Raw genomic sequence first — 24,057 nt, 5'->3', positions numbered from 1 at the left:
TACGGTTCGGACAACCTAGAATCTCCCAAAACGGGAGAAATCCAGTGCATGTTATTTCGAGAGGGACGCTCAGAACATTCTGGGAGAGCAGCCCTGCTTATGCCGATGCTCAGTTACCCATGGTGGAGTGGTACAGGCATATGGAGAAGGCGACATACCTTACACCACAGGAGCTGAAGGCCGAGTTGCGCACAGCCAGCATTCTCAAGGGAGGTCGAGTGGTGTTCAACATCGCGGGAAACAAGTACCGGATAATTCTTGCCATCGACTATCAACGACAATTGGCCAAGGTGCGCTTCGTTGGCACTCATGCCCAATACGACCAAATTGACGCGGAGACTGTGTGATGAACATCAAGCCCATTCGCACCGAGCAGGACTACGTGGCCGCGATGGCGCGCATTGACGAGCTGTGGGGCGCAGAAATTGGTACGCCTGAAGGTGATGAACTCGAAGTGCTGGCTCTGCTTGTGGGTAAATACGAAGACGAGCACGCTCCCATGCCACCATCCGACCCTATCGAAGCCATCAAATTTCGCATGGATCAGCAAGGCCTGACGCCGCGCGACCTTGAGCCATTCATTGGCTCCAGTGGCCGGGTCTCCGAAGTGCTGAACCGCAAGCGAAAATTGAGCCTGGCGATGATCAGACGCCTGCATGACGGCCTACGTATCCCCTATGAAAGTTTGCTGGCGGACGTGGCCTGACGGCTAGGGGAGAAGGGCTTTTATCAGATCGTTCACAAGCCTACTTCGCCAGGGTGCGTCGTTCCAACTACATCGCCAGTCTGCACTTGGCGGGTTTTCAGGTCACGCCTACCGATGCGGAACGCCTATTACCTTCACACGAAGCGATATTCAGCCAGCTTCGCTCTAAGTGCGGCTGAAAGAGACAAAAAGCGGAGCAAATAAAAAGGGGCTAGCTTGCGCTAACCCCTTGAAATTTATGGTGGCTACACCGGGACTTGAACCTGGGACATCAGCATTATGAATGCTGCGCTCTAACCGACTGAGCTATGTAGCCAACGGCGCGCATTGTCCGCGTCTCGCCTACCGCTGTCAACCCCAGATCATCGATAAATTTACGTTTTATCAAGCGGTTAGGTCGTGGCATCTGGATGAGGGGCATCGGCCCCGTGCCGAACGATTTTCGGCCTGTCGCGACGCTTGTGTGGCGCTCGGGCCATGCCAGAAAATAGCGCCCCGCCCTACCCCATTCAGGCCGTTCGGCCCTGGAGTCTATCGTGAGAGACAGAGATGATTTCGACGACCTGCGCGCCGAGCGCGATATGCCGATGCGCCATCGGCATGAGGCGAACCGCTTCACCGGGCTGTGGAAGCAAATCGCGCTCGGCATCGTCGTCGGTTATGGCGTGCTTGGCCTGATCAGCGCCATTATCTGGGCCGTCATGGCACACCTTGCACTGGGCACGCTGGCAATCACATTGCCCTGATGAAATACACCGAGGCGGCGCGATAACCGCTCGGAGCAAACCGAGCACCAGAGTTGCGCACTGGTGCACTTGTCATCCCTTGCTGGTCTCTTCATCCTCGTCCATCGTTTATTCGAGTGCCCAGTCATGACGCCCATCCAGCATATCGGCCTGGCCCTGTTCGTGTTGTTGTCCGTCGGACTCGCTATCGGCCACCGAACCGAGTGCGCCGATGGTCGCGTGGTGGAAACCTATCTGGCCAAGGGGCTGGCCTCGCAATTGCTTGGCCATGACCTGTGCAGCCCTGAACCTCCCCCTCATTAAGGAAGATGCAATGAAGAAGCTCGCTCTGTTCGCCAGCGCCACCCTGCTCTCGGCCTGTGCGGGCCTGGGTACGCAGCCGCCCATGCCGATCAGTTCGCCAGCGGTGCAGGCCTTTCGCGATATCTGCCTGAAAACCGCACCAAGCTTCGCCGAGGCGCACAGCGTGGCGCGCCAGCATGGGATCGAGGATCTGACCGACATGGGCTTCGCCACCGTCGGCTTCAATGCCGACAAGAGCCTGGGTTTGCAGGTGAAAGCCAGCCACGAGTGCGTGATCACCACCGACAGCCAGCAGGACGACAGCCTGACCCGGCAACTGCTCAGCGCCGCTGCCGAAAGCGCCGGCACCGAGGTGCCGCGCCGTGTGCCGGCGAAGCTGATGATCGCCGGCCAGCCGTTCATCATCATGCATGACCGCAAGGGCGGCGAAGCCTTCGTGATACTCAGGCCGGAGTGATAGCCGTAGGGTGGATGACGCTTTTTTCATCCACCGCACGGGCCAGGTGGATCGGTGAAGCGTCATCCAGCCTACGAGCTAGAGGCTCCTGCGCGGCCTGGTGGCCAATAGCAGACCACCGAAGATCATCGCCGCGCCGATCCAGTGATAGGCCTGCAGGCTCTCGCCCAGCAGCACCCAGCCCAAGAGCGCGGTGAATACTGGCATCAGGTAGTTGGTCAGCGCTGCCCTGGCCGCGCCCACTACCCGGATGCCATGGTTCCAGCCCAGGTAGGCCACCAGCGAGGCGAACACGGCGGTGTAGGCGATGGCCGAAAGGTTGGCGACGTTCAGCGCCAGGTGTGCGCCCTGGCTCAGTTCATAAAGGTACAGCGGCAAGATCAGCGGCACGCCGAGCAGGATGAACACGCCCAGCAGCGCCAGCGGTGGAATGGGTTGCAGATAGGCCGACCAGCGCCGCAACAACAGCGAGTAGAGCGACCAGTCCACCACCGCCAGCAGCATGATCATGTCGCCCTGGTTGAAGGCCAGGCCTGCCAGGCGGCTCCACTGGCCCTGGCCGATCAGTACCGCCAGGCCCAGCACGGCCACGGCCATGCCCCACCAGGCACGGCGCGCCGGCCACTCGCCGAGCAGCAGCCCGGCGCCAATGAAGGTCACCAGTGGCAGGCAGGTGTTGACCAGGGAGATGTTGATGGCCGCCGTGGTCTGCGCCGCGCTGTAGAGCAAGGTGTTGTAGCCGGTGATGCCCAGGGCACCGAGCACCAGCAGGCGCCAGCCGGCATGGCGCAACGCGGCGCGGTGGCGCCACAGCGGCAAGGCAACGAAGGGCAGCAGCAGCGCCAAAGCCAAGCACCAGCGCCAGAACGACAGGGTGAAGGGCGTGATCTCACCGGCGAAGGCGCGCGCCACCAGGGCATTGCCGGACCAGCACAGGTTGGCCAGTATCAGGCCGCCGAAGGCCAGTGGGCGGGAATGATTGAGGGCAGTCATAGGTCGGCAACAAGGCGCGCGTCTGGGCAGAGCGGCGCATTCATTAGGTGGCTTCCGAATCAGGCGATTTTGCACCATACGGAGGCATGCCGGGCTTGGCAAGGCAGCGGATGGTCAGAGCTGTACGTCCAGCCGCCGCACCAGGGCGATGCCCTCAGGGCTGAGTTCGGCGCCGTAGGCCAGCACCTGCACTCCGGCGGCCTTGGCCTCGCGCAGACCGGCGGCGTAGGCCGGGTCGATCTCCTCGGCGGCGCGCACGGCGCGGATGCCGGAGAGGTTCACGCAATACAGTTGCACGGCGCGCACCCCGACCCGCGCCAGCGCCGCCAGTTCGCGCAGGTGCTTGGCACCGCGCAGGGTCACGGCATCGGGGAAGGCGGCAATGTCGCTGCCGTCGAAGCCCAGGGTGACGCTCTTCACCTCCACGAAGACGGGCCCCTCGGCGTAGTCCAGGCGAAAGTCGGCACGACTGTTCTCCACGCCATAGGGCACTTCACGCTTGAGCGCGGTGAAACCGGCCAGCTCGCTGATCAGCCCGGCGCGCAACGCTTCTTCCACCAGGGCGTTGGCCCGCGCGGTGTTGATGCAGGCCAGGCGCCCTTGCGGGGTTTCGCTGATCTCCCAACTGCCCGGCAGCTTGCGCTTGGGGTCGTTGCTGCGGCTGAACCACACCCGACAACCTTCGCTCATGCAGTTGAGCATCGAGCCGGTGTTGGCGCAGTGAATGGTCATCTGCTCGCCGCTGGCCGTCTCGATATCGGCGAGAAAGCGCTTGTAGCGGCGCAGCAGGCGCCCTTCTTCCAGCGGCGGATCAAAGCGCATCGGGCTGCCAGCTTTTCAGGCCACGGGCGATACGTTCGACGGCCTGCTGTAGGCGCTCGATGTTCTGCGTGTAAGCGAAGCGTACGTGGTGCCCGGCCTGGTAACGGCCGAAATCCAGGCCCGGGGTGAAGGCCACATGCTCGGTTTCGATGAAGTGGCGGCAGAAGGCGAAGGCGTCGCCGCCGAAGGCGCTGATGTCGGCATATAAATAGAAGGCGCCTTCCGGTTCCACGGCGATGCCGAAGCCCAGCTCGCGCAATGCCGGCAGCAGGTAGTCGCGGCGACGCTGGAATTCGTGGCGGCGCTCTTCGAGTATCGCCAGGGTGGCCGGCTCGAAACAGGCCAGCGCAGCATGCTGGGCCATGCTCGGCGCGCTGATGTAGAGGTTCTGCGCCAGCTTTTCCAACTCAGGCACCGCCGCCTCGGGCGCCACCAGCCAGCCCAGGCGCCAGCCGGTCATGCCGAAATATTTGGAGAAACTATTGAGCACGAAGGCATCGTCGTCGACTTCCAGCACGCTGGGCGCATCGCAGCCATAGGTCAGGCCGTGGTAGATCTCGTCCACCACCAGATGGCCACCGCGCTGCTTGAGGCAGGTCGACAACGCCGCCAACTCGTCCTTGTGCAGCAAGGTGCCGGTGGGGTTGGCCGGCGAGGCGACCAGGGCGCCAACGCTGCTGCTATCCCAGTGGCGCTCCACTAGCTGGGGAGTGAGCTGGTAACGCACTTCCGGGCCGACCGGCACCAGTTGCGCAGCACCTTCGACCAGGCGCAGGAAGTGGCGATTGCAGGGGTAGCCGGGATCGGCCAGCAGCCAGTGCTTGCCGGGATCCACCAGCAGGCTGGCAGCCAGCAACAGCGCTCCGGAGCCGCCTGGCGTCACCAGAATGCGTTGTGGGTCTATGCTCAACCGATAACGCTCGGCGTAGAAGCCGGCGATGGCCTCGCGCAGTTGCGGCAAGCCACGCGCAGCGGTGTAGCGCGTGTGCCCGGCGGCCAGGGCGGCCTGGCCGGCGCGGATGATGGGCTCGGCGGTGGTGAAATCCGGCTCGCCGATCTCCAGGTGAATGACGTCATGCCCGGCAGCCTGCAACTCGTTGGCGCGCGCCAGCAAGGCCATCACGTGGAAGGGTTCGATGGCGCGACTGCGCGCGCTGTAGAGCTGGGCCATGGGTCTGTCTTCAAGATTGCGAGCGGCGGATTCTAGCAGGGCGTGCAGGCCGGGCGGCAAGCGCAACGACTGCACCTTTCAACCCCGCCGAAGCCTGCCGTTACGCCTGCAGCGCGTGCCCATGCAGCTTTCGTTCACAACCCGCCACCGCATGGACAACCGGGAGTAGCGCGCCCTGATTCGATCTGGTAAGTTCGCCCGCTTGCAGACGCAGGGCTGATATTCGCTTGGCCATGGAACAAACCTGCGTAATGGATTCGAGAGAGTGAGAGGCGTCATCCATGCCGACAAAAGATAAAGCACAAAGCGCCAGCCAGCTGATTCGTGGTTTCGAGCCCTATCAAGAGAAGAAGGGCGAGGAATACATGAGCGACTCGATGCGCGCTCACTTCACCAGCATCCTCAACAAGTGGAAGCTGGAACTGATGCAGGAAGTCGACCGCACCGTGCACCACATGCAGGACGAAGCCGCCAACTTCCCCGATCCGGCCGACCGTGCCAGCCAGGAAGAGGAATTCAGCCTGGAACTGCGCGCCCGTGACCGCGAGCGCAAGCTGATCAAGAAGATCGACGAGACCCTGCAGTTGATCGAAGACAACGACTACGGCTGGTGCGAGTCGTGCGGTGTCGAGATCGGCATTCGCCGTTTGGAAGCCCGCCCCACCGCCACGCTGTGCATCGATTGCAAGACGTTGGCGGAAATCAAGGAAAAACAGATCGGTTCCTGATCTGTCGACGGGGCGCTCAGGCGCCCCGTTGTGTTTCTGGCTTCCGTTACTGACGCGCCATGACGAACACTGCCTATATCGGGCGTTTCGCCCCCACGCCCAGCGGTTATCTGCACTTCGGCTCGCTGGTCGCCGCCCTCGCCTCCTACCTCGATGCCCGCGCCGTCGGTGGCCGCTGGCTGCTGCGCATGGAAGACCTCGACCCGCCAAGGGAAATGCCCGGTGCCCAGGATGCCATCCTGCGTACCCTGGAGACCTATGGCTTCGAGTGGGATGGCACGCTGGTACGCCAGAGCGAGCGCCACGCCGAATACGCTGCGGTGATCGCCCGCCTGTTCGCCCAGGGCCTGGCCTACGCCTGCGTCTGCTCGCGCAAGCAACTGGAAGGTTATGCCGGCATCTACCCCGGTTTCTGCCGCAACGCCTGCCATGCCGATGAGGATGCGGCCATCCGCCTGCGTGTGCCGGAGCTGGAGTACCGCTTCAACGACCGCGTGCAGGGTGAGTTCGGCCAGCATCTGGGGCGCGAGGTGGGGGATTTCGTGATTCGCCGCCGTGATGGCCTGTTCGCCTATCAGCTCGCCGTGGTGCTGGACGATGCCTGGCAGGGGGTGACCGATGTGGTGCGCGGCGCCGACCTGCTCGACTCCACTCCACGCCAACTCTACCTGCAGGAGCTGCTCGGCCTGCCGCAACCACGTTACCTGCACGTGCCGCTGATCATCCAGCCGGACGGGCACAAGCTGGGCAAGAGCTACCGCTCCCCGCCCCTGGCCGCCGACGAAGCCGGGCCGCTGCTGCTGCGCGCCCTGCGTGCGCTGGGGCAGCAACCACCGGCCGAACTGCAAGGCGCCGCCCCTGCCGAGCTGCTGGCCTGGGGCAGCGCTCATTGGGACGCCAGCCGCATCCCGCGCAGCCGCACCCTGGCCGAGGCGCAATTGAGGTAGGGTGCGCTGCGCGCACCGATGACCGCCAAGCGAACCGTGTACGGTCTCGGTGCGCACAGCGCACCCTAGGGTAAGCCTCAAGTTTGTGGCTTGAAGCGCGCCGCTTCCTTTACCATCGGGGCATCTTCCGACGAGTTGCCACATGTATATCTACCGACTGGTTCTGATCCTGGTGGTGGGGATCTATCTGTTCTCCCCGGCCATCATGGACTGGTGGATCGACCCCAACGGTGCCTGGTACCGGCCCTATCTGCTGTGGCTGATCCTCATCGTCGTCACCTTCATCCTGCAGAGCCAACGTGATGCCGATGAGCTTTAGTCTGAGCGAACTGGTGCTGATCAGCGCCGGCTACCTGCTGGCGCTGTTCGGCGTGGCCTGGGTCAGCGAGCACGGCCTGATCCCCCGCGCGATCATCCGCCACCCCCTGACCTACACCCTGTCGCTGGGCGTCTACGCCAGTGCCTGGGCCTTCTATGGCACGGTGGGCCTGGCCTATCAGTATGGCTATGGCTTTCTCGCCAGTTACCTGGGGGTGTCCGGGGCCTTCCTGCTGGCGCCGGTGTTGCTCTACCCCATCCTGCGCATCACCCGCACCTACCAGTTGTCCTCGCTGGCCGACCTGTTCGCCTTCCGCTTTCGCAGCACCTGGGCCGGGGCGCTGACTACCCTGTTCATGCTGATTGGCGTACTGCCGCTGCTGGCCCTGCAGATCCAGGCGGTGGCCGATTCGGTGGGCATCCTCAGCCGCGAGCCGCTGCAGGAGAAGGTGGCGCTGAGCTACTGCGCGCTGATCATCCTGTTCACCATCCTCTTCGGCGCCCGCCATATCGCCACCCGCGAGAAGCACGAGGGGCTGGTGTTCGCCATCGCCTTCGAGTCGCTGGTCAAGCTGGGGGCGCTGGGGATCATCGGTTTCTACGCCCTGTACCATGTGTTCGGTGGCCCGCGCGAGCTGGAGATCTGGCTGGTGCAGAACCAGGCGGCACTCTCCACCCTGCACACGCCGCTGCAGGAAGGCCCCTGGCGCACGCTGCTGCTGGTGTTCTTCGCCTCGGCCATCGTCATGCCGCACATGTACCACATGACCTTTACCGAGAACCTCAACCCACGCGCCATGGTCAGCGCCAGTTGGGGCCTGCCGCTGTTCCTGCTGCTGATGAGCCTGGCGGTGCCGCTGATCCTCTGGGCCGGCCTCAAGCTCGGCGCCACCACCAACCCGGAATACTTCACCCTCGGCCTGGGCATCGCGGTGGACAGCCCAACCCTGGCACTGCTCGCCTACGTTGGCGGGCTGTCGGCCTCCAGCGGCCTGATCATCGTCAGCACGCTGGCGCTGTCGGGCATGGCGCTCAACCATCTGGTGCTGCCGCTGTACCAGCCGCCGGCCGAAGGCAATATCTACCGCTGGCTGAAATGGACGCGCCGCGCCCTGATCATCGCCATCATCATGGCCGGCTACGGTTTCTACCTACTACTCGGCGCACAACAGGATCTGGCCAATCTGGGCATCGTCGCCTTCGTCGCCACCCTGCAGTTCCTCCCGGGCGTGCTCTCGGTGCTGTATTGGCAGACGGCCAACCGCCGCGGCTTCCTCGCCGGCCTGCTGGCGGGCATCAGCGTCTGGGCGGTGACCATGCTGCTGCCGTTGCTGGGCAATCTGGAAGGCTTCTATCTGCCGCTGTTCGATGTCATCTACGTGCTCGACGACGCCAGTTGGCACCTGGCGGCCATCGCCTCGCTGGCCGCCAACGTGCTGGCCTTCACCCTGGTGTCGCTGTTCACCGAAGCCAGCCCCGAGGAAAAGAGCGCCGCCGAAGCCTGTGCGGTGGACAACGTGCGCCGCCCGCAACGCCGCGAGCTGCTCGCCGTTACCCCGCAGGAGTTCGCCGCGCAACTGGCCAAACCGCTCGGCGCCAAGACCGCCCAGCGCGAAGTGCAACAGGCACTGCGCGACCTGCACCTGCCGTTCGACGAAAGCCGTCCCTATGCCCTGCGCCGTCTGCGTGATCGCATCGAGGCCAACCTCTCCGGCCTGATGGGGCCGAGCGTGGCGCAGGACATCGTCGAGACCTTCCTGCCCTACAAGTCCGGCTCCGAGGGTTACGTCACCGAGGACATTCACTTCATCGAAAGCCGCCTGGAGGATTATCAGTCGCGCCTCACTGGCCTGGCCGCCGAACTCGACGCCCTGCGCCGCTACCACCGCCAGACCCTGCAGGAGTTGCCCATGGGCGTCTGCTCGCTGGCCAAGGATCAGGAGATCCTGATGTGGAATCGGGCCATGGAAGAGCTCACCGAGATTCCCGCCCAGCGTATCGTCGGTTCGCGCTTGAGCGCCCTGGCAGAGCCCTGGCAGAGCCTGCTGCAGAACTTCATCGAACGCCCCGACCAGCACCTGCACAAGCAGCACCTGGCGCTGGACGGCCAGACCCGCTGGCTGAACCTGCACAAGGCGGCGATCAACGAGCCCCTGGCCCCCGGCAACAGTGGCCTGGTGCTGCTGGTGGAGGATCAGACCGAAACCCAGATGCTCGGTGACAAACTGGTGCACTCCGAGCGCCTGGCCAGCATCGGCCGCCTGGCCGCCGGTGTGGCCCACGAGATCGGCAACCCCATCACCGGCATCGCCTGCCTGGCGCAGAACCTGCGCGAAGAACGCGAGGCCGATGCCGAGCTGACCGAGATCAGCGGGCAGATCCTCGAGCAGACCAAGCGCGTGTCGCGTATCGTCCAGTCGCTGATGAGCTTCGCCCACTCCGGCAGCCACCAGCGCAACGACGAGCCGGTGTGCCTGGCCGACGTAGCGCAGGATGCCATCGGCCTGCTGTCGCTGAACAAACGCAACTTCGACATCCAGTTCTACAACCTGTGCGACCCGCAGCACTGGGCCTATGGCGACCCGCAGCGCCTGGCCCAGGTGCTGATCAACCTGCTTTCCAACGCCCGCGACGCCTCGCCGCCCGGTGGTGCCATCCGCGTGCGCAGCGAGGCCAGCGAGCATACCGTCGACCTGATAGTCGAGGACGAGGGCAGCGGCATTCCCAAGGCCATCCTCGACCGTCTGTTCGAGCCGTTCTTCACCACCAAGGATCCGGGTGAAGGCACCGGACTGGGCCTTGCGCTGGTCTATTCGATCGTGGAAGAGCATTATGGACAGATAACAATCGACAGCCCGGCCGATCCCGAGCGCCAACTGGGCACTCGTTTCCGGATCACCCTGCCAAGGCATGTCGAGGCGACGTCCGTAGCGATGTAAACAGCGACAGAAGGGCTGCCACCGGCAGTCCCTCAAGTGACCGTCGAGAGACCGAATTGATGCCACATATCCTTATCGTCGAAGACGAAACCATTATCCGCTCTGCCCTGCGCCGCCTGCTCGAACGCAATCAGTACCAAGTCAGCGAAGCTGGCTCGGTACAGGAAGCCCAGGAGCGTTACAGCATCCCCAGCTTCGACCTGATCGTCAGTGACCTGCGCCTGCCCGGCGCCCCCGGCACCGAGCTGATCAAGCTGGGCGAAGGCACACCCGTGCTGATCATGACCAGCTACGCCAGCCTGCGTTCGGCGGTGGACTCGATGAAGATGGGCGCCGTCGACTATATCGCCAAGCCCTTCGACCACGACGAGATGCTGCAAGCCGTCGCGCGTATCCTGCGCGACCGCCAGGAAGCCAAGAGCGCACCGGCGCCAGCCGTGGTCAGCGCATCGCGTAGCGGCGCTGCCGAAAAGGCCACGGACAACGCCAACGGCGACATCGGCATCATCGGCTCCTGCGCCGCCATGCAGGATCTGTACGGCAAGATCCGCAAGGTCGCCCCCACCGACTCCAACGTGCTGATCCAGGGCGAGTCCGGTACCGGCAAGGAACTGGTCGCCCGCGCCCTGCACAACCTCTCCCGCCGCGCCAAGGCGCCGCTGATCTCGGTGAACTGCGCGGCGATCCCGGAAACCCTGATCGAGTCCGAACTGTTCGGCCACGAGAAGGGTGCCTTTACCGGCGCCAGCGCCAGCCGCACCGGCCTGGTGGAAGCTGCCGACGGCGGCACCCTGTTCCTCGACGAGATCGGCGAGCTGCCACTCGAGGCCCAGGCGCGCCTGCTGCGCGTGCTGCAGGAAGGGGAAATTCGTCGGGTTGGCTCGGTACAGTCGCAGAAGGTGGATGTACGCCTGATCGCCGCCACCCACCGCGACCTCAAGACGCTGGCCAAGACCGGCCAGTTCCGCGAAGACCTTTATTACCGCCTGCACGTCATCGCCCTCAAGCTGCCGGCGCTGCGTGAGCGCGGGCACGATGTGATCGAGATTGCCCAGGCCTTCCTGGTGCGCCAGTACACGCGCATGGGGCGCGAACCGCTGCACTTCGCCCACGATGCCGAACAGGCCATTCGTCATTACCCCTGGCCGGGTAACGTGCGCGAACTGGAAAACGCCATCGAGCGCGCGGTGATCCTGTGCGAGGGCTCGGAGATTTCCGCCGAGCTGCTGGGCATCGATGTCGAGCTGGACGATCTCGACGACGACGACTTCGACCTGGCCGCCATGGCCTCGGGCCAGGGTAACGCCAGCCACGAGCCCACCGAAGACCTGTCGCTGGAAGACTACTTCCAGCACTTCGTGCTCGAACATCAGGATCACATGACCGAAACCGAGCTGGCGCGCAAACTGGGCATCAGCCGCAAGTGCCTGTGGGAGCGCCGTCAGCGCCTGGGCATCCCGCGGCGCAAATCGGGCGCCACCAACGCCCCTTGACAAAGCTGCACGGTGACAGCCTGGTCAAGCGGAGGTTCCGCAGGCTGTTACCGCTTCAATATTTCGTAACAGAAGCCGGGTTCAAAGGTAACGAAAAACCGGCTTTTTTTTCGCCCTCCCTGCCAACAGAATCCTCAAGCCATTGATTTAAAAGGCTTTTAAAAAACTGGCACGGCATCTGCTTTATCTCTGGCACAACAACAATAACAAGCAGTGACCCATAACAAGAACAAGACGTAACGACTCCAGAACAACAAGAACAACAAGGTACGGAGGCGCAGCTAACTGATTCTTTTGGAGAGGAGTTGCCGCGAGGGGTTCGCCCCTGCAGCCAGGCTGAGAACAACAAAACTGCCTTCAGGCAGCGCCGGAACTGGTTGGTAATGGCAACATCAGCGTCCAAAGAAATCCGTTTGCTATTGGCTCCCCGCTCTGGGGAGCACCCGGTAAGCCACGGCAAGCCGGGAAGGGCCACACAACAAGAACAACAGGCCCTCAATAACAATAAAAAAGAAGCACGCACCAACTTGGGGGGGAGCTTAGGCTCCCCCAGTAGCTTCCGGTTCCCGGATCCCCGCCTGCCGCCCCTCTACACATCTTCTCCCGACACGATGCTAGAATCCGCTGCAATCATGCGGTCATCGTTTCGTCTGGCCGGTCACGCCTCCACACAGTGCATCCCATGCTGAAAAAGCTGTTTACGTCCTTCCGCTCGCCCCTGCGCCGCGTACCCCGCCCTCGCAGCACGCCCGAAGTGCTGAGCAATAACCAACACCCGCTCAAGCGTAACGAGATCAGCCGTCACGCCATCAGCGTCGTCGAGCGCCTGCAGCGCGCCGGTTATCAGGCCTATCTGGTCGGTGGCTGCGTGCGCGACCTGCTGCTGGACCTCGATCCCAAGGATTTCGATGTGGCCACCAGCGCCACCCCCGAACAGGTGCGCGCCGAGTTCCGCAATGCGCGGGTGATCGGCCGCCGCTTCAAGCTGGTGCATGTGCATTTCGGTCGCGAGATCATCGAGGTCGCCACCTTCCGCGCCAATCACCCACAGGGCGAGGACGAGGAAAACAGCAACCAGGCCGCACGCCACGAGAGCGGGCGCATCCTGCGTGACAACGTCTACGGCACCCTGGAAGACGATGCCCAGCGTCGCGACTTCACCATCAACGCGCTGTATTACGACCCGACCCAGGAACACATCCTCGACTACGCCCGTGGCATGCACGACGTGCGCAATCACCTGGTACGCCTGATCGGCGACCCGGAGCAGCGTTACCTGGAAGACCCGGTGCGCATGCTGCGCGCGGTACGCTTCGCCGCCAAGCTGGATTTCGACATCGAGAAGCACAGCGCCGCGCCGATCCGTCGCCTGGCGCCGATGCTGCGTGACATCCCCGCTGCGCGCCTGTTCGACGAAGTGCTCAAGCTGTTCCTCTCCGGTTACGCCGAATACACCTTCGACCTGCTGCTCGAGCATGACCTCTTCGCCCAGTTGTTCCCGGCCAGCGGCGAGGCGCTCGCACGCAACCCCGAATACACCGAGAAGCTGATCCGCGAAGCGCTGATCAACACCGACGACCGCATCCACGAGGGCAAGTCGGTCACCCCCGCCTTCCTCTTCGCCGCCCTGCTCTGGCCCGCCCTGCCGGCGCGCGTGCTGCAATTGCAGAGCAAGGGCATGCCGCCGATTCCCGCCATGCAGGAAGCCGCCCACACGCTGATCGTCGAGCAATGCCAGCGCATCGCCGTCCCCAAGCGCTTCACCATCCCGATTCGCGAGATCTGGGACATGCAGGAGCGCCTGCCACGACGCAGCGGCAAGCGCGCCGACCTGTTGCTGGAGAATCCACGCTTCCGCGCCGGTTACGACTTCCTCCTGCTGCGCGAACGTGCCGGCGAGGACACCGAAGGCCTGGGTGAGTGGTGGACGGAATATCAGCATGCCGCCGACAGCCAGCGCCGGCAGATGATCCGTGACCTGGCCGGCAAGCCGGAAGCGGCAGGCAGCGCGCCGCGCAAGCGCCGGCGTAGCGGTGGCCGACGCAAGCGTGGTGCCGAGAACACTGGCAGCGCCGAGTGATGGAACGGGTCTACATCGGCCTGGGCAGCAATCTCGACACGCCCCGCCTGCAACTGCACAGCGCGCTCGCCGCCCTGGCTCAACTACCACAGAGCCATCTGGTCGCTCACTCTTCGCTGTATGCCAGCGACCCGCTGGGCCCGCCCGACCAGCCACGCTACGTCAATGCCGTGGCCGCGCTGGATACCGAGCTGCAGCCCTGGACACTGCTCGATGCCTTGCAGCGCATAGAGCAGGAACAGGGGCGCGTGCGCAAGGCCGAGCGCTGGGGCCCACGCACCCTGGACCTGGATATCCTGCTGTTCGGCCAACGGCTGATCGACGACGAACGCCTCACCGTGCCGCACTACCACATGCAGGCCCGCCCGTTCGTGCTCTACCCACTGGCCGAGCTGGCGCCCGAGCTGCTGCTGCCCGATGGCCGAAGCTTGCCCGAACTACTCGCCGCCTGCCCCTTCACCGGGCTGGAACGCCTGACCGATTAGCAGGCCGTTGAAAAACGTAGACGAGGCAGGCTGGCCTAGGCAAAAACAGCCGAAAAAGCGCAGTTTACGTGCTGTAAATGAGCATTTTGAGGCTGTTTTTAACGACGGCCAGGCAACGCAGATAGTTTTTCAACAGCCTGTTAGAGCCCTGGCTGCGCGCCCCATGTATCCAGGCGACTGCCCCCATTGAGTGCATCCCTCCGGCATTGGCGGTAACGCCAGTAACAGGGCGGTAACACCTGCAATTGACTTCATGCCCCCCCATCGGGACTATAGGCGTCCCGTCGCCCACTGCCGGGTGCACCTTTATGCCAATCCAGGCCGGATTGCTGCCGGTTAGAAGCCGTATACCAGGCCTGAGCGAGGACCCTTGAAATGCCTGACGTCACCCTGACCACCCTGCAGAGCTGCAAGCAAAACGGCGAGAAGATCGCCATGCTGACCTGCTATGACGCCACCTTCGCCCAGGTTGCCAGCCAGGCCGGTGTCGACGTGCTGCTGGTCGGCGACTCCCTGGGCATGGTACTGCAAGGCCACGACAGCACCCTGCCGGTCAGCGTCGCGGACATGGCTTACCACACCGCCTGTGTCAAACGCGGCAATCAGGGCGCGTTGATCATCACCGACCTGCCGTTCATGGCCTACGCCACCACCGAACAGGCACTGCTCAACAGCGCTGCGCTGATGCAGGCCGGCGCGCATATGGTCAAGCTCGAGGGCGCCGGCTGGCTGGCCGAACCCATCCGCCTGCTGGCCGAACGCGGCGTGCCGGTATGCGCGCACCTGGGCCTGACCCCGCAGGCGGTGAACCTGCTCGGCGGTTACAAGGTGCAGGGCCGCCAGGAAGCCCAGGCGCGGCAGATGCGTGCCGATGCCATGGCCCTGGAACAGGCCGGCGCGGCCATGCTGCTGCTCGAATGCGTGCCCAGCGAGCTGGCCGCCGAGATCACCCAGGCAGTGCAGATTCCGGTCATCGGCATCGGTGCCGGTAACGCCACCGATGGTCAGGTGCTGGTGCAGCACGACATGCTCGGCCTGTCGCTGTCGGGGCGCACGCCCAAGTTCGTGCGCAATTTCATGGACGGCCAGGGCAGCATTGCCGACGCCATCGGCGCCTACGTCAAGGCCGTCAAGGACGGCAGCTTCCCCGCTGCCGAACATGGTTTCTCCGCATGAACACCGTTACCACCCTGCGCGAGCTGCGCACCGCCATCGCCCAGGCTCGCGCCGAGGGCAAACGCATCGGTTTCGTGCCGACCATGGGCAACCTGCATGCCGGGCATGTCTCGCTGGTGCAGATCGCTGCCCAGCGCGCCGACTTCGTGGTTGCCAGCATCTTCGTCAACCCGTTGCAGTTCGGCCCCAGCGAAGACCTCGACAAGTACCCGCGCACCCTGGCCGCCGACCAGGAGAAGCTGCTCGGTGCAGGCTGCCACCTGCTGTTCCACCCGGATGTCAGCGAAATGTATCCACAGGGCATGGCCAGCCAGACGCGGGTGATGGTGCAGGGCGTGTCCGAAGGCCTGTGCGGTGCCAGCCGCCCGGGGCATTTCGAGGGTGTGGCCACGGTGGTGACCAAGCTGTTCAACATGGTGCAGCCGGATATCGCCGTATTCGGCGAGAAGGACTACCAGCAACTGGCGGTGATCCGCACCCTGGTACGCGACCTCGACATGCCCATCCAGATCGTCGGCGCGCCAACCCAGCGCGCCGAAGACGGCCTGGCGCTGTCGTCGCGCAACGGCTACCTCAGTGCCGAGCAGCGCGCCGCCGCCCCGGCGCTGTACCGCAGCCTGCAAGCCATCGCCGAGGAGCTGCGCCGCGGTGCGCGCGATTACCAGCGCCTGATCGAGGCAGCTCAGGCGCAACAGCGCCAGGCCGGCTTCGTGCCGGACTACCTGGAAATCCGCAACGCCATCAGCCTGCGTCCGGCCGTCATCGACGACCGTCACCTGGTGATACTGACCGCCGCACACCTGGGCAAGACGCGCCTGATCGACAACCTTCTGGTTGAACTGCCGGGCCAGTAGCTGCATCCAAAGCCAGGCGGTTACACTTTCATGGCCCGGGACGAATCCGGGCCTTTTTGCTTTTGCGGATCAGGAGTTCCGATGGCCTACTATCAACAGCCTCACGACGTTACCACCCTGCCCGCCTGGCAGGCCCTGCGCCAGCACCGCGAGGAGATGGCCGGTTTCAGCATGCGTGAGGCCTTCGCCAGCGATCCCCGCCGTTTCCAGCGCTTCTCGCTGGACAGTTGCGGCCTGCTGCTCGATTACTCGAAGAATCTGATCAACGAACACAGCCTGGATCTGCTCATCCAGCTCGCCGAGCAGGCGCGCCTGGGCGATGCCATCGAGGCGCTGTACAACGGCGAGCAGGTCAACGCCTCCGAGCAGCGCGCCGCCCTGCATACCGCCCTGCGCAGCCCGGTAGGTCGGCGCCTGGTGGTGGACGGCGAGGACATCATCCCCGAGGTGCATCGCGTGCTGTACCAGATGACCGAACTGGTCACCCGTGTGCATAGCGGGCTGTGGCGCGGCTACAGCGAAAAACCGATCAAGGAAGTGGTGAACATCGGCATCGGTGGCTCCTTCCTCGGCCCGCAACTGGTTTCCGAAGCCTTGCGCCCCTTCACCCAGCGCGGTGTGCGCTGTCACTACCTGGCCAATATCGACGGCAGCGAGTTCCGTGAGCTGACCGCCCGCCTCGATCCGGAAACCACCCTGTTCATCGTCTCCAGCAAATCCTTCGGCACCCTGGAAACGCTCAAGAACACCCTGGCCGCACGGGACTGGTACCTGGCCATGGGTGGCCCTGAAGAGGAATTGCACCGCCATTTCATCGCGGTGACCAGCAACCGCAAGGCCGCTGTCGAGTTCGGCATCCGCGAGGAGAACATCTTCCCCATGTGGGACTGGGTCGGCGGGCGCTACTCGCTGTGGTCAGCCATCGGCCTGCCCATCGCCCTGGCCATCGGCGTGTCCAACTTCAAGGAGCTGCTGGCCGGTGCCTACGCCATGGACGAGCACTTCACCCAGGCGCCACTGGCCGAGAACATGCCGGTGCTGATGGCCCTGCTGGGCATCTGGTACAGCAACTTCTGGGGCGCGCAGAGCCAGGCGATCCTGCCCTACGACCACTACCTGCGCAACTTCACCAAGCACCTGCAGCAGCTCGACATGGAGTCCAACGGCAAGAGCGTGCGCCAGGACGGCAGCGCGCTGGACATCAGCACAGGGCCGATCATCTGGGGTGGCGTCGGTTGCAATGGCCAGCACGCCTACCACCAGTTGCTGCACCAGGGCCGCCTGCTGGTGCCGGCGGACTTCATCGTCCCGGTCAACAGCTACAACCCGCTGTCCGACCACCACCAGTGGCTGTTCGCCAACTGCCTGTCGCAGGCCCAGGCGCTGATGCAGGGCAAGACCCGCGAAGAGGCAGAGGCCGAACTGCGTGCAAAGGGCATGGCCGAAGATGAAGTGCAACGTCTGGCGCCGCACAAGGTGATCCCCGGCAACCGCCCGAGCAACATTCTGGTGATGAACCGCATCGCCCCGTTCAACCTCGGTGCGCTGGTGGCGCTGTATGAGCACAAGGTATTCGTGCAGAGCGCCATCTGGGGCATCAACGCCTTCGACCAGTGGGGCGTGGAGCTGGGCAAGGAAATGGGCAAGGAGGTCTATCAACGACTCACCGGCGCCACTGCCGAGCCGGCCAACGATGCCTCCACCCAGGGGCTGATCGAGCACTTCCGCTCCCAGCATCGCGGTTGATGTCGTCCGTACCGCCATGTCTGGCGACATGGCGGTACGTTTCGGGCTTGAACCCTGCCCTCCCCGAGTGCACCCTTGTGATAGTTGCGGCCACACAATTACAAGGACTCCGCCATGTTCGAGATCACCCGCCATCCCGTACCCGATGCGGTGCGTCAGCGTGCGCACCTGGACAATGACGCCTATCTGCGTCTGTACCAACAATCCGTCGAACAACCCGAAATCTTCTGGGCCGAGCAGGCCAAGGCCTTCCTCGACTGGTTCAAACCCTGGGATCAGGTACACAGCAGCGACCTCAAGCAAGGCCATGCCGAGTGGTTCAAGGGCGGCCAGCTCAATGTCGCCTACAACTGCATCGACCGCCACCTGGAAAAGCGCGGCGAGCAGGTCGCCATCATCTGGGAAGGCGACAACCCGGCCGAATCGGCGCACATCACCTACAACAAGCTGCACCACAACGTCAGCCGCCTGGCCAACGTGCTCAAGGATCGTGGCGTGAAGAAGGGCGACCGGGTGTGCATCTATATGCCGATGGTGCCCGAGGCGGCTTATGCCATGCTCGCCTGCGCTCGCATCGGCGCCGTGCATTCGGTGGTGTTCGGCGGTTTCTCCCCCGATGCCCTGCGCGACCGCATCCTCGATGCCGACTGCCGCACCGTGATCACCGCCGACGAAGGCGTGCGTGGTGGCAAGTACATCCCGCTGAAGAACAACGTCGACAAGGCCCTGCAAAGCTGCCCGGACGTCTCCACCGTGGTGGTGGTCGAACGCACCCAGGGCGATGTGGCCTGGGTGGAAGGGCGCGATATCTGGTACCACGAAGCCCTGCACGGGGCGAGCAGCGACTGCCCGGCCGAGCCGATGGACGCCGAGGATCCGCTGTTCATCCTCTACACCTCGGGCTCCACCGGCAAACCCAAGGGCGTGCTGCACACAACCGGCGGCTACCTGCTCGGTGCGGCGATGACCCACAAGTACGTGTTCGACTACCACGAAGGCGACATCTACTGGTGTACCGCCGATGTCGGCTGGGTGACCGGGCACAGCTACATCGTCTACGGCCCGCTGGCCAACGCCGCCACCACTCTGATGTTCGAGGGCGTGCCCAACTACCCGGACGCCTCGCGCTTCTGGCAGGTGATCGACAAGCACCAGGTCAATACCTTCTACACCGCGCCGACTGCCCTGCGCGCGCTGATGCGTGAGGGCGAAGGGCCGGTCAAGAGCACCTCGCGTTCGAGCCTGCGCCTGCTCGGCACGGTGGGTGAGCCGATCAACCCCGAGGCCTGGGAATGGTACTTCCACGTCGTCGGCGAAACACGCTGCCCGATCGTCGACACCTGGTGGCAGACCGAAACCGGCTCCATCCTCATCACCCCACTGCCCGGCGCCACCGACCTCAAGCCGGGCTCGGCCACCCGCCCCTTCTTCGGCGTGCAGCCGGTATTGCTGGACGAACAGGGCAAGGAGATCGACGGCCCCGGCAGCGGCGTGCTGGCCATCAAGGCGAGCTGGCCAAGCCAGATCCGCAGTGTCTACGGCGACCATCAGCGCATGATCGACACCTACTTCAAGCCCTACCCCGGTTACTACTTCACCGGTGACGGCGCACGCCGCGACGAAGACGGCTACTACTGGATCACCGGACGGGTGGACGACGTGATCAACGTCTCCGGCCACCGCATCGGCACCGCCGAGGTGGAAAGCGCCCTGGTGCTGCACGATGCCGTGGCCGAAGCGGCGGTGGTCGGCTACCCGCACGATGTGAAGGGTCAGGGCATCTACGCCTACGTCACCCTGATGAACGGCCAGGAGCCCTCAGAGGAACTGAAGAAAGACCTGCTGACCCTGGTCGGCAAGGAGATAGGCAGCTTCGCCAAGCCGGAGCTGATCCAGTGGGCACCCGGCCTGCCCAAGACCCGTTCGGGCAAGATCATGCGGCGCATCCTGCGCAAGATCGCCTGCAACGAGCTGGAGAACATGGGCGACACCTCCACCCTGGCCGACCCCAGCGTGGTGGACAGCCTGATCGAGCAGCGGCTCAATCGGTAGCATTGTTGTCGGGGTGGTTACCTCCGGTACCCTCCCCGGCGAAGGACAAAATCTGAAATGACAGGGAGTAAGTCTCGGAACATGCAGACCCATTGCGAAAACTGCGGTACTGAAAACACCTTCATTTCCCATATCAAATCCATACGCTGTAGCGCCTGCATGCAACCTCTCGACTGGCGCCTGAAAGTCAGATGCCCTAATTGCGGAGTGACCAATCATCTCAATCGCATAGAAACTGCTGATGCCCGGTGCTCACGCTGCTACACCCCCATCCGGGCCAATGAGAAGGGCTATATCCCCAATCAAATTCCGATCAAGGAGCGCGTACTAGCGATCGTTCTGGCTTGTGCCTGTATCATTGCGTCACTCTATGCATTGACCTACCAGCATCTTGTGTTGCCGTATGGAAGCAAGTATCGAGGGCATCTGTGGGAATTCGACGGCTATGCAGTCATCCTGCCATCGGCCGCGCTCATTCTGGCCATGATTGGGCTGCTGAGCAGCGTCGTCGACCACTATGACAAACGCGATAACGAACAGGTCTACAAGGTAGTTCGCCGCAGTAGCCTGGGGCTGGCTCTGTTCATCTACCTTGCAAGTATCTTCTTCGGACATCCGCTCTGATCTCCCGGATGCGCCACCCTTTGTTCGAGCAGTAGCACCATGGAAAGCATACGCCGCCATATCGAACAACAGGTGCACAGCCTCACCGGCGCCTCGCTGGGTGTGCTCGACCTCGACCAGCCGCGCGGCGACGTCGGCCTGTTCGGCCCGCAGTCGATGGTCTGGGAGGTGCACGCCGACTTCACCGCGATGATGGTCGGCGGCGTCTCTGCGCTGCTCCTGCAGATGCTGCACCCGCTGGCGCTGGCTGGGGTGTGGGATCACTCCAACTTTCGCCAGGACATGCTCGGCCGCCTGCGCCGCACCAGCCTGTTCATCGCCGGCACCAGCTATGGTGGCCTGCAGGATGCCGAGCAGTTGATCGACAAGGTACGCCGCATTCACCTGCAGGTGGTCGGCCATGCACCGGATGGACGAGCCTATGCCGCCAGCGATCCCGAGCTGTTGACCTGGGTGCATGTCTCGGAGGTCAGCCAGTTTCTCGCCGGCTACTTGCGCTACGTCGACCCGCAACTGCCCGCACAGGAGCAGGATCGCTACTACCGCGAAGTGGCGCTGATCGCCGAGCGCCTCGGCGCGCAGGAGGTGCCCAGGTCACGCCAGGCGATCGCCGACTACCTGCAACGCATGCGCCCGCAGTTGCTCTGCGACGCCCGCACCCGCGAAGTGGTCAGGCTGCTGTATGCCGCACCAGCGCCAAACGTCCTGACCAAACCCTTCGGCAAGCTGATGATGCAGGCCGGCATCGACCTGCTGCCGGACTGGGCCAGTGATCTGCTGGGTGAACACCAGGCAGCCTGGCAGCGCCCGCTGATACGCGCCAGTGTGCAGCGCACCGCCAGCGTGCTGCGCTGGGCCATGCGCAGCAGTGCCGCGCAGCGCGCCCGCAAGCGCCTGGAGCCATAGGCAAGCGTGGCTGGCCGGTCACGCTGGGCTATGCGACCATCGGCGTCTTTCCGGTCATTGTCTGAACCGAATCGAGGATCTGCACATGCAAGACGTCGTCATCGTTGCCGCCACCCGCACCGCCATCGGCAGCTTCCAGGGCAGCCTGGCGGAGATTCCTGCGCCCGAGCTAGGCGCCATCGTCATCAAGCGCCTGCTGGAGCAGACCAACCTCGACGCCGCCCAGGTCGATGAAGTCATCCTCGGCCAGGTGCTCACCGCAGGCAGTGGCCAGAACCCCGCACGCCAGGCCGCCATCCGCGCCGGCCTGCCCCATGCCGTGCCCGCCATGACCCTGAACAAGGTCTGCGGCTCGGGCCTCAAGGCCCTGCACCTGGCCACCCAGGCCATTCGCTGCGGCGATGCCGAGGTGATCATCGCCGGCGGCATGGAGAATATGAGCCTGTCACCCTATGTGCTGCCGAAAGCCCGCACCGGCCTGCGCATGGGCCACGCGCAGATGCTCGACAGCATGATCGTCGACGGCCTGTGGGACGCCTTCAACGACTACCACATGGGCATCACTGCCGAAAATCTGGTAGAGAAATACGGCATCAGCCGTGAAGCCCAGGATGCCTTCGCCGCCGAATCGCAGCGCAAAGCCGTGGCGGCCATCGAGGCCGGGCGTTTCAAGGCCGAGATCACGCCAGTGATGATCCCGCAGCGCAAGGGCGACCCCATCGCCTTCGCCCGTGACGAGCAGCCGCGCGCCGGCACCAGTGCCGAGTCCCTGGCCAAGCTCAAGCCGGCGTTCAAGAAGGACGGCAGCGTCACCGCCGGCAATGCCTCCAGCCTCAACGACGGCGCCGCTGCCGTGCTGCTGATGAGCGCAGCCAAGGCGCAAGCGCTGGGCCTGCCGGTGCTGGCCAGGATTGCCGGCTACGCCAATGCCGGCGTCGACCCGGCGATCATGGGCATCGGCCCCGTCTCGGCCACCCGTCGCTGCCTGGACAAGGCTGGCTGGAGCCTGGCCGATCTGGATCTGATCGAAGCCAACGAAGCCTTCGCCGCCCAGGCTCTGGCCGTGGGCCAGGAACTGGGCTGGGATGCCGACAAGGTCAACGTCAACGGCGGCGCCATCGCCTTGGGCCATCCCATCGGCGCCTCGGGCTGCCGCGTGCTGGTGAGCCTGCTGCACGAGATGATCCGCCGCGACGCGAAGAAGGGTCTGGCCACCCTGTGCATCGGCGGTGGCCAAGGCGTGGCGCTGGCCATCGAGCGTTGACCCGTAGGGTGGATCACGCTTCATCGATCCACCGCTTGGGTGGATGTAAACAGCGACATCCACCCTACTGCCTGGCTTCTGTGGGAAGGGCTACCTTATGGTGCAGCCTCGGAGGCGACTGCTTTTATTGATAAACTGCTGCCCCTCCTTTCTCCGAGACGCCGCGCATGCCCGCTCTTGACCAGGCGCTGCGCGCCGCTCTCGACGCCCGCCAGGATCTTCTGGCCGAGCTGCACGCCCAGGGTACCGACTGCTACCGCCTGTTCCACGGCAGCCAGGAAGGCGCGCCAGGCCTGACCGTCGATCGCTACGGCCCGCAGTTGCTGGTGCAAAGCTTTCATCAGCCACTGCCAGCCGACGACTTGCAGACCATCGCCAGCGCTGTCGAGGCCCACCTCGGCCAGACGCTGCTGCTGATCTACAACGACCGCTGCAAAGGCAACTCGCGCATCGACCGCGATCACACGCTGTTCCAGGCCAGCGATGCTGCCCTCGAGGACTGTATCGGCCACGAGTGGGGCCTGAATTACCGCGTGCGCGGCCGCCACGCCGGGCAGGATCCCTTGCTGTTTCTCGACCTGCGCAACGCCCGTGGCTGGGTCAAGGCCAACAGTGCCGGCAAGTCCGTGCTCAACCTGTTCGCCTACACCTGTGGCGTCGGTCTGTGCGCGGCAGCCGGCGGGGCACGCGAGGTGGTCAATCTGGACTTCGCTCAGGGCAACCTGGCCGTGGGCCGTGAGAATGGCGCGCTGAACCCCGAGTTGCCAGCCATGCAGTTCATCCAGTCCGACTACTTCCCGGCCATCCGCCAGCTCGCCGACCTGCCGATCAGCAGCCGTCGTGGACAGAAACTACCGAGCTACCCGCGCCTGCAACCACGCCAGTTCGACCTGGTCTTCCTCGACCCGCCAGCCTGGGCCAAGAGCGCCTTCGGCACGGTGGATCTGCTGCGCGACTATCAGAGTCTGCTCAAGCCAGCCCTGCTGAGCACCGCCGAGGGCGGCACCCTGGTGTGCTGCAACAACCTGGCGAAGGTGCAGATGGAGGACTTTCGCGCCCAGGTGCTGCGCTGCGCCGAGAAGCTTGGCCGCCCCGTGCGGGATTGCCAGGCGCTCGCCCCGGCGGCAGACTTTCCCTCGCACGACGCCAGGCCGCCGCTGAAAACCCTGATCCTGCACCTCTAGCTCAGCCGGGCCTGTCACAGCCGGAACCGAACCGCCGTGCCATAATCAAATTCGTCTCCTCGT

At 64.1% G+C, this 24,057-nt stretch carries 24 protein-coding genes and 1 tRNA gene; 21 read left to right on the top strand and 4 right to left on the bottom strand.

The annotated features are described in order from the left end of the window. The first annotated feature begins 44 nt into the window (after positions 1 to 44). From PVE35_RS04750 to PVE35_RS04740, 3 genes are read left to right on the top strand one after another with little or no spacing between them, the layout of a single operon-like run. Positions 45 to 347: a type II toxin-antitoxin system HigB family toxin gene (locus PVE35_RS04750; RefSeq protein WP_277373957.1), complete on the top strand. Its 303-nt coding sequence runs from the start codon at positions 45 to 47 to the stop codon at positions 345 to 347. Next, on the top strand, positions 347 to 706 hold the full coding sequence (locus PVE35_RS04745) for a transcriptional regulator (protein ID WP_268181669.1): 360 nt from the start codon (positions 347 to 349) through the stop codon (positions 704 to 706). The genes PVE35_RS04750 and PVE35_RS04745 overlap by 1 nt, the downstream gene beginning before the upstream one ends. A 53-nt stretch (positions 707 to 759) precedes the next feature. Then, positions 760 to 885 (top strand): YhfG family protein, encoded by a 126-nt coding sequence (locus PVE35_RS04740; protein WP_346772061.1) that lies wholly within the window; start codon positions 760 to 762, stop codon positions 883 to 885. A 60-nt stretch (positions 886 to 945) separates the two neighbouring features. Here the strand turns inward: PVE35_RS04740 and PVE35_RS04735 are convergent. Next, positions 946 to 1,022: transfer RNA gene (locus tag PVE35_RS04735), tRNA-Met, on the bottom strand. Positions 1,023 to 1,242: 220 nt separating this feature from the next. On the opposite strand from PVE35_RS04735, the gene PVE35_RS04730 reads away from it, so the two are divergent. From PVE35_RS04730 to PVE35_RS04720, 3 genes are all read left to right on the top strand, one after another. After that, the gene (locus PVE35_RS04730; protein ID WP_277374946.1) at positions 1,243 to 1,452 is read left to right on the top strand and encodes a hypothetical protein; all 210 of its coding nucleotides are present in this window, start codon (positions 1,243 to 1,245) and stop codon (positions 1,450 to 1,452) included. A 126-nt stretch (positions 1,453 to 1,578) separates the two neighbouring features. Then, positions 1,579 to 1,755: a hypothetical protein gene (locus PVE35_RS04725; RefSeq protein ID WP_277373956.1), complete on the top strand. Its 177-nt coding sequence runs from the start codon at positions 1,579 to 1,581 to the stop codon at positions 1,753 to 1,755. 10 nt (positions 1,756 to 1,765) lie between these two features. After that, positions 1,766 to 2,212, top strand: a complete 447-nt coding sequence (locus PVE35_RS04720; protein WP_277373955.1) for a hypothetical protein — start codon at positions 1,766 to 1,768, stop codon at positions 2,210 to 2,212. A gap of 78 nt (positions 2,213 to 2,290) precedes the next feature. Here PVE35_RS04720 and PVE35_RS04715 read toward each other — a convergent pair whose 3' ends face one another. From PVE35_RS04715 to PVE35_RS04705, 3 genes are all read right to left on the bottom strand, one after another. Then, positions 2,291 to 3,205, bottom strand: a complete 915-nt coding sequence (locus tag PVE35_RS04715; protein ID WP_277373954.1) for a DMT family transporter — start codon at positions 3,203 to 3,205, stop codon at positions 2,291 to 2,293. 114 nt (positions 3,206 to 3,319) lie between these two features. Continuing rightward, positions 3,320 to 4,027: a DNA/RNA nuclease SfsA gene (sfsA, locus tag PVE35_RS04710; protein WP_277373953.1), complete on the bottom strand. Its 708-nt coding sequence runs from the start codon at positions 4,025 to 4,027 to the stop codon at positions 3,320 to 3,322. Beyond that, on the bottom strand, positions 4,017 to 5,198 hold the full coding sequence (locus PVE35_RS04705) for a pyridoxal phosphate-dependent aminotransferase (RefSeq protein ID WP_277373952.1): 1,182 nt from the start codon (positions 5,196 to 5,198) through the stop codon (positions 4,017 to 4,019). The genes sfsA and PVE35_RS04705 overlap by 11 nt, the downstream gene beginning before the upstream one ends. Before the next feature lie 281 nt (positions 5,199 to 5,479). Here PVE35_RS04705 and dksA point away from each other — a divergent pair, with 281 nt between their 5' ends. The 15 genes from dksA (at position 5,480) to PVE35_RS04630 (ending at position 23,994) form a co-directional block, all read left to right on the top strand. Further along, on the top strand, positions 5,480 to 5,926 hold the full coding sequence (dksA, locus tag PVE35_RS04700; protein WP_268181659.1) for an RNA polymerase-binding protein DksA: 447 nt from the start codon (positions 5,480 to 5,482) through the stop codon (positions 5,924 to 5,926). A 59-nt stretch (positions 5,927 to 5,985) separates the two neighbouring features. Then, on the top strand, positions 5,986 to 6,873 hold the full coding sequence (gene gluQRS / locus PVE35_RS04695) for a tRNA glutamyl-Q(34) synthetase GluQRS (RefSeq protein WP_277373951.1): 888 nt from the start codon (positions 5,986 to 5,988) through the stop codon (positions 6,871 to 6,873). Positions 6,874 to 7,015: 142 nt separating this feature from the next. Beyond that, complete coding sequence (locus PVE35_RS04690; RefSeq protein WP_003244646.1) at positions 7,016 to 7,192, top strand: hypothetical protein; 177 nt, start codon at positions 7,016 to 7,018, stop codon at positions 7,190 to 7,192. After that, complete coding sequence (locus tag PVE35_RS04685; RefSeq protein ID WP_277373949.1) at positions 7,176 to 10,130, top strand: sensor histidine kinase; 2,955 nt, start codon at positions 7,176 to 7,178, stop codon at positions 10,128 to 10,130. The genes PVE35_RS04690 and PVE35_RS04685 overlap by 17 nt, the downstream gene beginning before the upstream one ends. 59 nt (positions 10,131 to 10,189) lie before the next feature. Continuing rightward, the gene (locus PVE35_RS04680) at positions 10,190 to 11,623 is read left to right on the top strand and encodes a sigma-54 dependent transcriptional regulator (protein ID WP_268181653.1); all 1,434 of its coding nucleotides are present in this window, start codon (positions 10,190 to 10,192) and stop codon (positions 11,621 to 11,623) included. A 682-nt stretch (positions 11,624 to 12,305) separates the two neighbouring features. Next, entirely contained in the window at positions 12,306 to 13,703 is a 1,398-nt protein-coding gene (locus tag PVE35_RS04675) for a polynucleotide adenylyltransferase PcnB (RefSeq protein ID WP_277373948.1), read from the top strand. Further along, the gene (gene folK, locus PVE35_RS04670; RefSeq protein ID WP_268181649.1) at positions 13,703 to 14,188 is read left to right on the top strand and encodes a 2-amino-4-hydroxy-6-hydroxymethyldihydropteridine diphosphokinase; all 486 of its coding nucleotides are present in this window, start codon (positions 13,703 to 13,705) and stop codon (positions 14,186 to 14,188) included. Before PVE35_RS04675 ends, folK begins: the two co-directional genes overlap by 1 nt. Positions 14,189 to 14,563: 375 nt before the next feature. Then, positions 14,564 to 15,364, top strand: a complete 801-nt coding sequence (gene panB, locus PVE35_RS04665; RefSeq protein WP_277373947.1) for a 3-methyl-2-oxobutanoate hydroxymethyltransferase — start codon at positions 14,564 to 14,566, stop codon at positions 15,362 to 15,364. Then, positions 15,361 to 16,218 carry a pantoate--beta-alanine ligase gene (gene panC / locus PVE35_RS04660; RefSeq protein ID WP_277373946.1) on the top strand — a complete coding sequence of 286 codons (858 nt, stop codon included), beginning with the start codon at positions 15,361 to 15,363 and terminating at the stop codon, positions 16,216 to 16,218. Before panB ends, panC begins: the two co-directional genes overlap by 4 nt. A gap of 81 nt (positions 16,219 to 16,299) precedes the next feature. Further along, positions 16,300 to 17,964, top strand: coding sequence for a glucose-6-phosphate isomerase (gene pgi, locus PVE35_RS04655; protein ID WP_277373945.1), 1,665 nt, complete (start codon positions 16,300 to 16,302; stop codon positions 17,962 to 17,964). A 114-nt stretch (positions 17,965 to 18,078) separates the two neighbouring features. Beyond that, entirely contained in the window at positions 18,079 to 20,016 is a 1,938-nt protein-coding gene (gene acs / locus PVE35_RS04650) for an acetate--CoA ligase (RefSeq protein ID WP_277373944.1), read from the top strand. An 81-nt stretch (positions 20,017 to 20,097) separates the two neighbouring features. Further along, positions 20,098 to 20,640: a hypothetical protein gene (locus PVE35_RS04645; RefSeq protein WP_277373943.1), complete on the top strand. Its 543-nt coding sequence runs from the start codon at positions 20,098 to 20,100 to the stop codon at positions 20,638 to 20,640. A gap of 39 nt (positions 20,641 to 20,679) precedes the next feature. After that, positions 20,680 to 21,546, top strand: coding sequence for an oxygenase MpaB family protein (locus PVE35_RS04640; RefSeq protein WP_277373942.1), 867 nt, complete (start codon positions 20,680 to 20,682; stop codon positions 21,544 to 21,546). An 85-nt stretch (positions 21,547 to 21,631) separates the two neighbouring features. After that, positions 21,632 to 22,810, top strand: a complete 1,179-nt coding sequence (locus tag PVE35_RS04635) for an acetyl-CoA C-acetyltransferase (protein ID WP_277373941.1) — start codon at positions 21,632 to 21,634, stop codon at positions 22,808 to 22,810. Between the two features lie 167 nt (positions 22,811 to 22,977). Further along, positions 22,978 to 23,994 carry a class I SAM-dependent methyltransferase gene (locus tag PVE35_RS04630; RefSeq protein WP_277373940.1) on the top strand — a complete coding sequence of 339 codons (1,017 nt, stop codon included), beginning with the start codon at positions 22,978 to 22,980 and terminating at the stop codon, positions 23,992 to 23,994. The last annotated feature ends 63 nt before the right edge of the window (positions 23,995 to 24,057 follow it).

This window comes from Pseudomonas sp. AA-38, assembly GCF_029457475.1.
In the GTDB taxonomy this organism is placed as follows: domain Bacteria; phylum Pseudomonadota; class Gammaproteobacteria; order Pseudomonadales; family Pseudomonadaceae; genus Aquipseudomonas.
The sequence above is the reverse complement of the archived record's forward strand: the minus strand, read 5'-3'. Positions and strand labels throughout refer to the sequence as shown.

What these genes read in the sequence shown, in the direction of transcription:
- gluQRS (WP_277373951.1), top strand. Translation starts at nt 5,986, where the DNA reads ATGACGAACACTGCCTATATCGGGCGTTTCGCCCCCACGCCCAGCGGT.
- PVE35_RS04690 (WP_003244646.1), top strand. Translation starts at nt 7,016, where the DNA reads ATGTATATCTACCGACTGGTTCTGATCCTGGTGGTGGGGATCTATCTG.
- PVE35_RS04720 (WP_277373955.1), top strand. Translation starts at nt 1,766, where the DNA reads ATGAAGAAGCTCGCTCTGTTCGCCAGCGCCACCCTGCTCTCGGCCTGT.
- PVE35_RS04680 (WP_268181653.1), top strand. Translation starts at nt 10,190, where the DNA reads ATGCCACATATCCTTATCGTCGAAGACGAAACCATTATCCGCTCTGCC.
- PVE35_RS04635 (WP_277373941.1), top strand. Translation starts at nt 21,632, where the DNA reads ATGCAAGACGTCGTCATCGTTGCCGCCACCCGCACCGCCATCGGCAGC.
- PVE35_RS04715 (WP_277373954.1), bottom strand. Translation starts at nt 3,205, where the DNA reads ATGACTGCCCTCAATCATTCCCGCCCACTGGCCTTCGGCGGCCTGATA.
- PVE35_RS04725 (WP_277373956.1), top strand. Translation starts at nt 1,579, where the DNA reads ATGACGCCCATCCAGCATATCGGCCTGGCCCTGTTCGTGTTGTTGTCC.
- PVE35_RS04630 (WP_277373940.1), top strand. Translation starts at nt 22,978, where the DNA reads ATGCCCGCTCTTGACCAGGCGCTGCGCGCCGCTCTCGACGCCCGCCAG.
- PVE35_RS04645 (WP_277373943.1), top strand. Translation starts at nt 20,098, where the DNA reads ATGCAGACCCATTGCGAAAACTGCGGTACTGAAAACACCTTCATTTCC.
- dksA (WP_268181659.1), top strand. Translation starts at nt 5,480, where the DNA reads ATGCCGACAAAAGATAAAGCACAAAGCGCCAGCCAGCTGATTCGTGGT.
- acs (WP_277373944.1), top strand. Translation starts at nt 18,079, where the DNA reads ATGTTCGAGATCACCCGCCATCCCGTACCCGATGCGGTGCGTCAGCGT.
- PVE35_RS04745 (WP_268181669.1), top strand. Translation starts at nt 347, where the DNA reads ATGAACATCAAGCCCATTCGCACCGAGCAGGACTACGTGGCCGCGATG.
- pgi (WP_277373945.1), top strand. Translation starts at nt 16,300, where the DNA reads ATGGCCTACTATCAACAGCCTCACGACGTTACCACCCTGCCCGCCTGG.
- sfsA (WP_277373953.1), bottom strand. Translation starts at nt 4,027, where the DNA reads ATGCGCTTTGATCCGCCGCTGGAAGAAGGGCGCCTGCTGCGCCGCTAC.
- PVE35_RS04640 (WP_277373942.1), top strand. Translation starts at nt 20,680, where the DNA reads ATGGAAAGCATACGCCGCCATATCGAACAACAGGTGCACAGCCTCACC.
- PVE35_RS04705 (WP_277373952.1), bottom strand. Translation starts at nt 5,198, where the DNA reads ATGGCCCAGCTCTACAGCGCGCGCAGTCGCGCCATCGAACCCTTCCAC.
- folK (WP_268181649.1), top strand. Translation starts at nt 13,703, where the DNA reads ATGGAACGGGTCTACATCGGCCTGGGCAGCAATCTCGACACGCCCCGC.
- PVE35_RS04685 (WP_277373949.1), top strand. Translation starts at nt 7,176, where the DNA reads ATGCCGATGAGCTTTAGTCTGAGCGAACTGGTGCTGATCAGCGCCGGC.
- panC (WP_277373946.1), top strand. Translation starts at nt 15,361, where the DNA reads ATGAACACCGTTACCACCCTGCGCGAGCTGCGCACCGCCATCGCCCAG.
- panB (WP_277373947.1), top strand. Translation starts at nt 14,564, where the DNA reads ATGCCTGACGTCACCCTGACCACCCTGCAGAGCTGCAAGCAAAACGGC.
- PVE35_RS04675 (WP_277373948.1), top strand. Translation starts at nt 12,306, where the DNA reads ATGCTGAAAAAGCTGTTTACGTCCTTCCGCTCGCCCCTGCGCCGCGTA.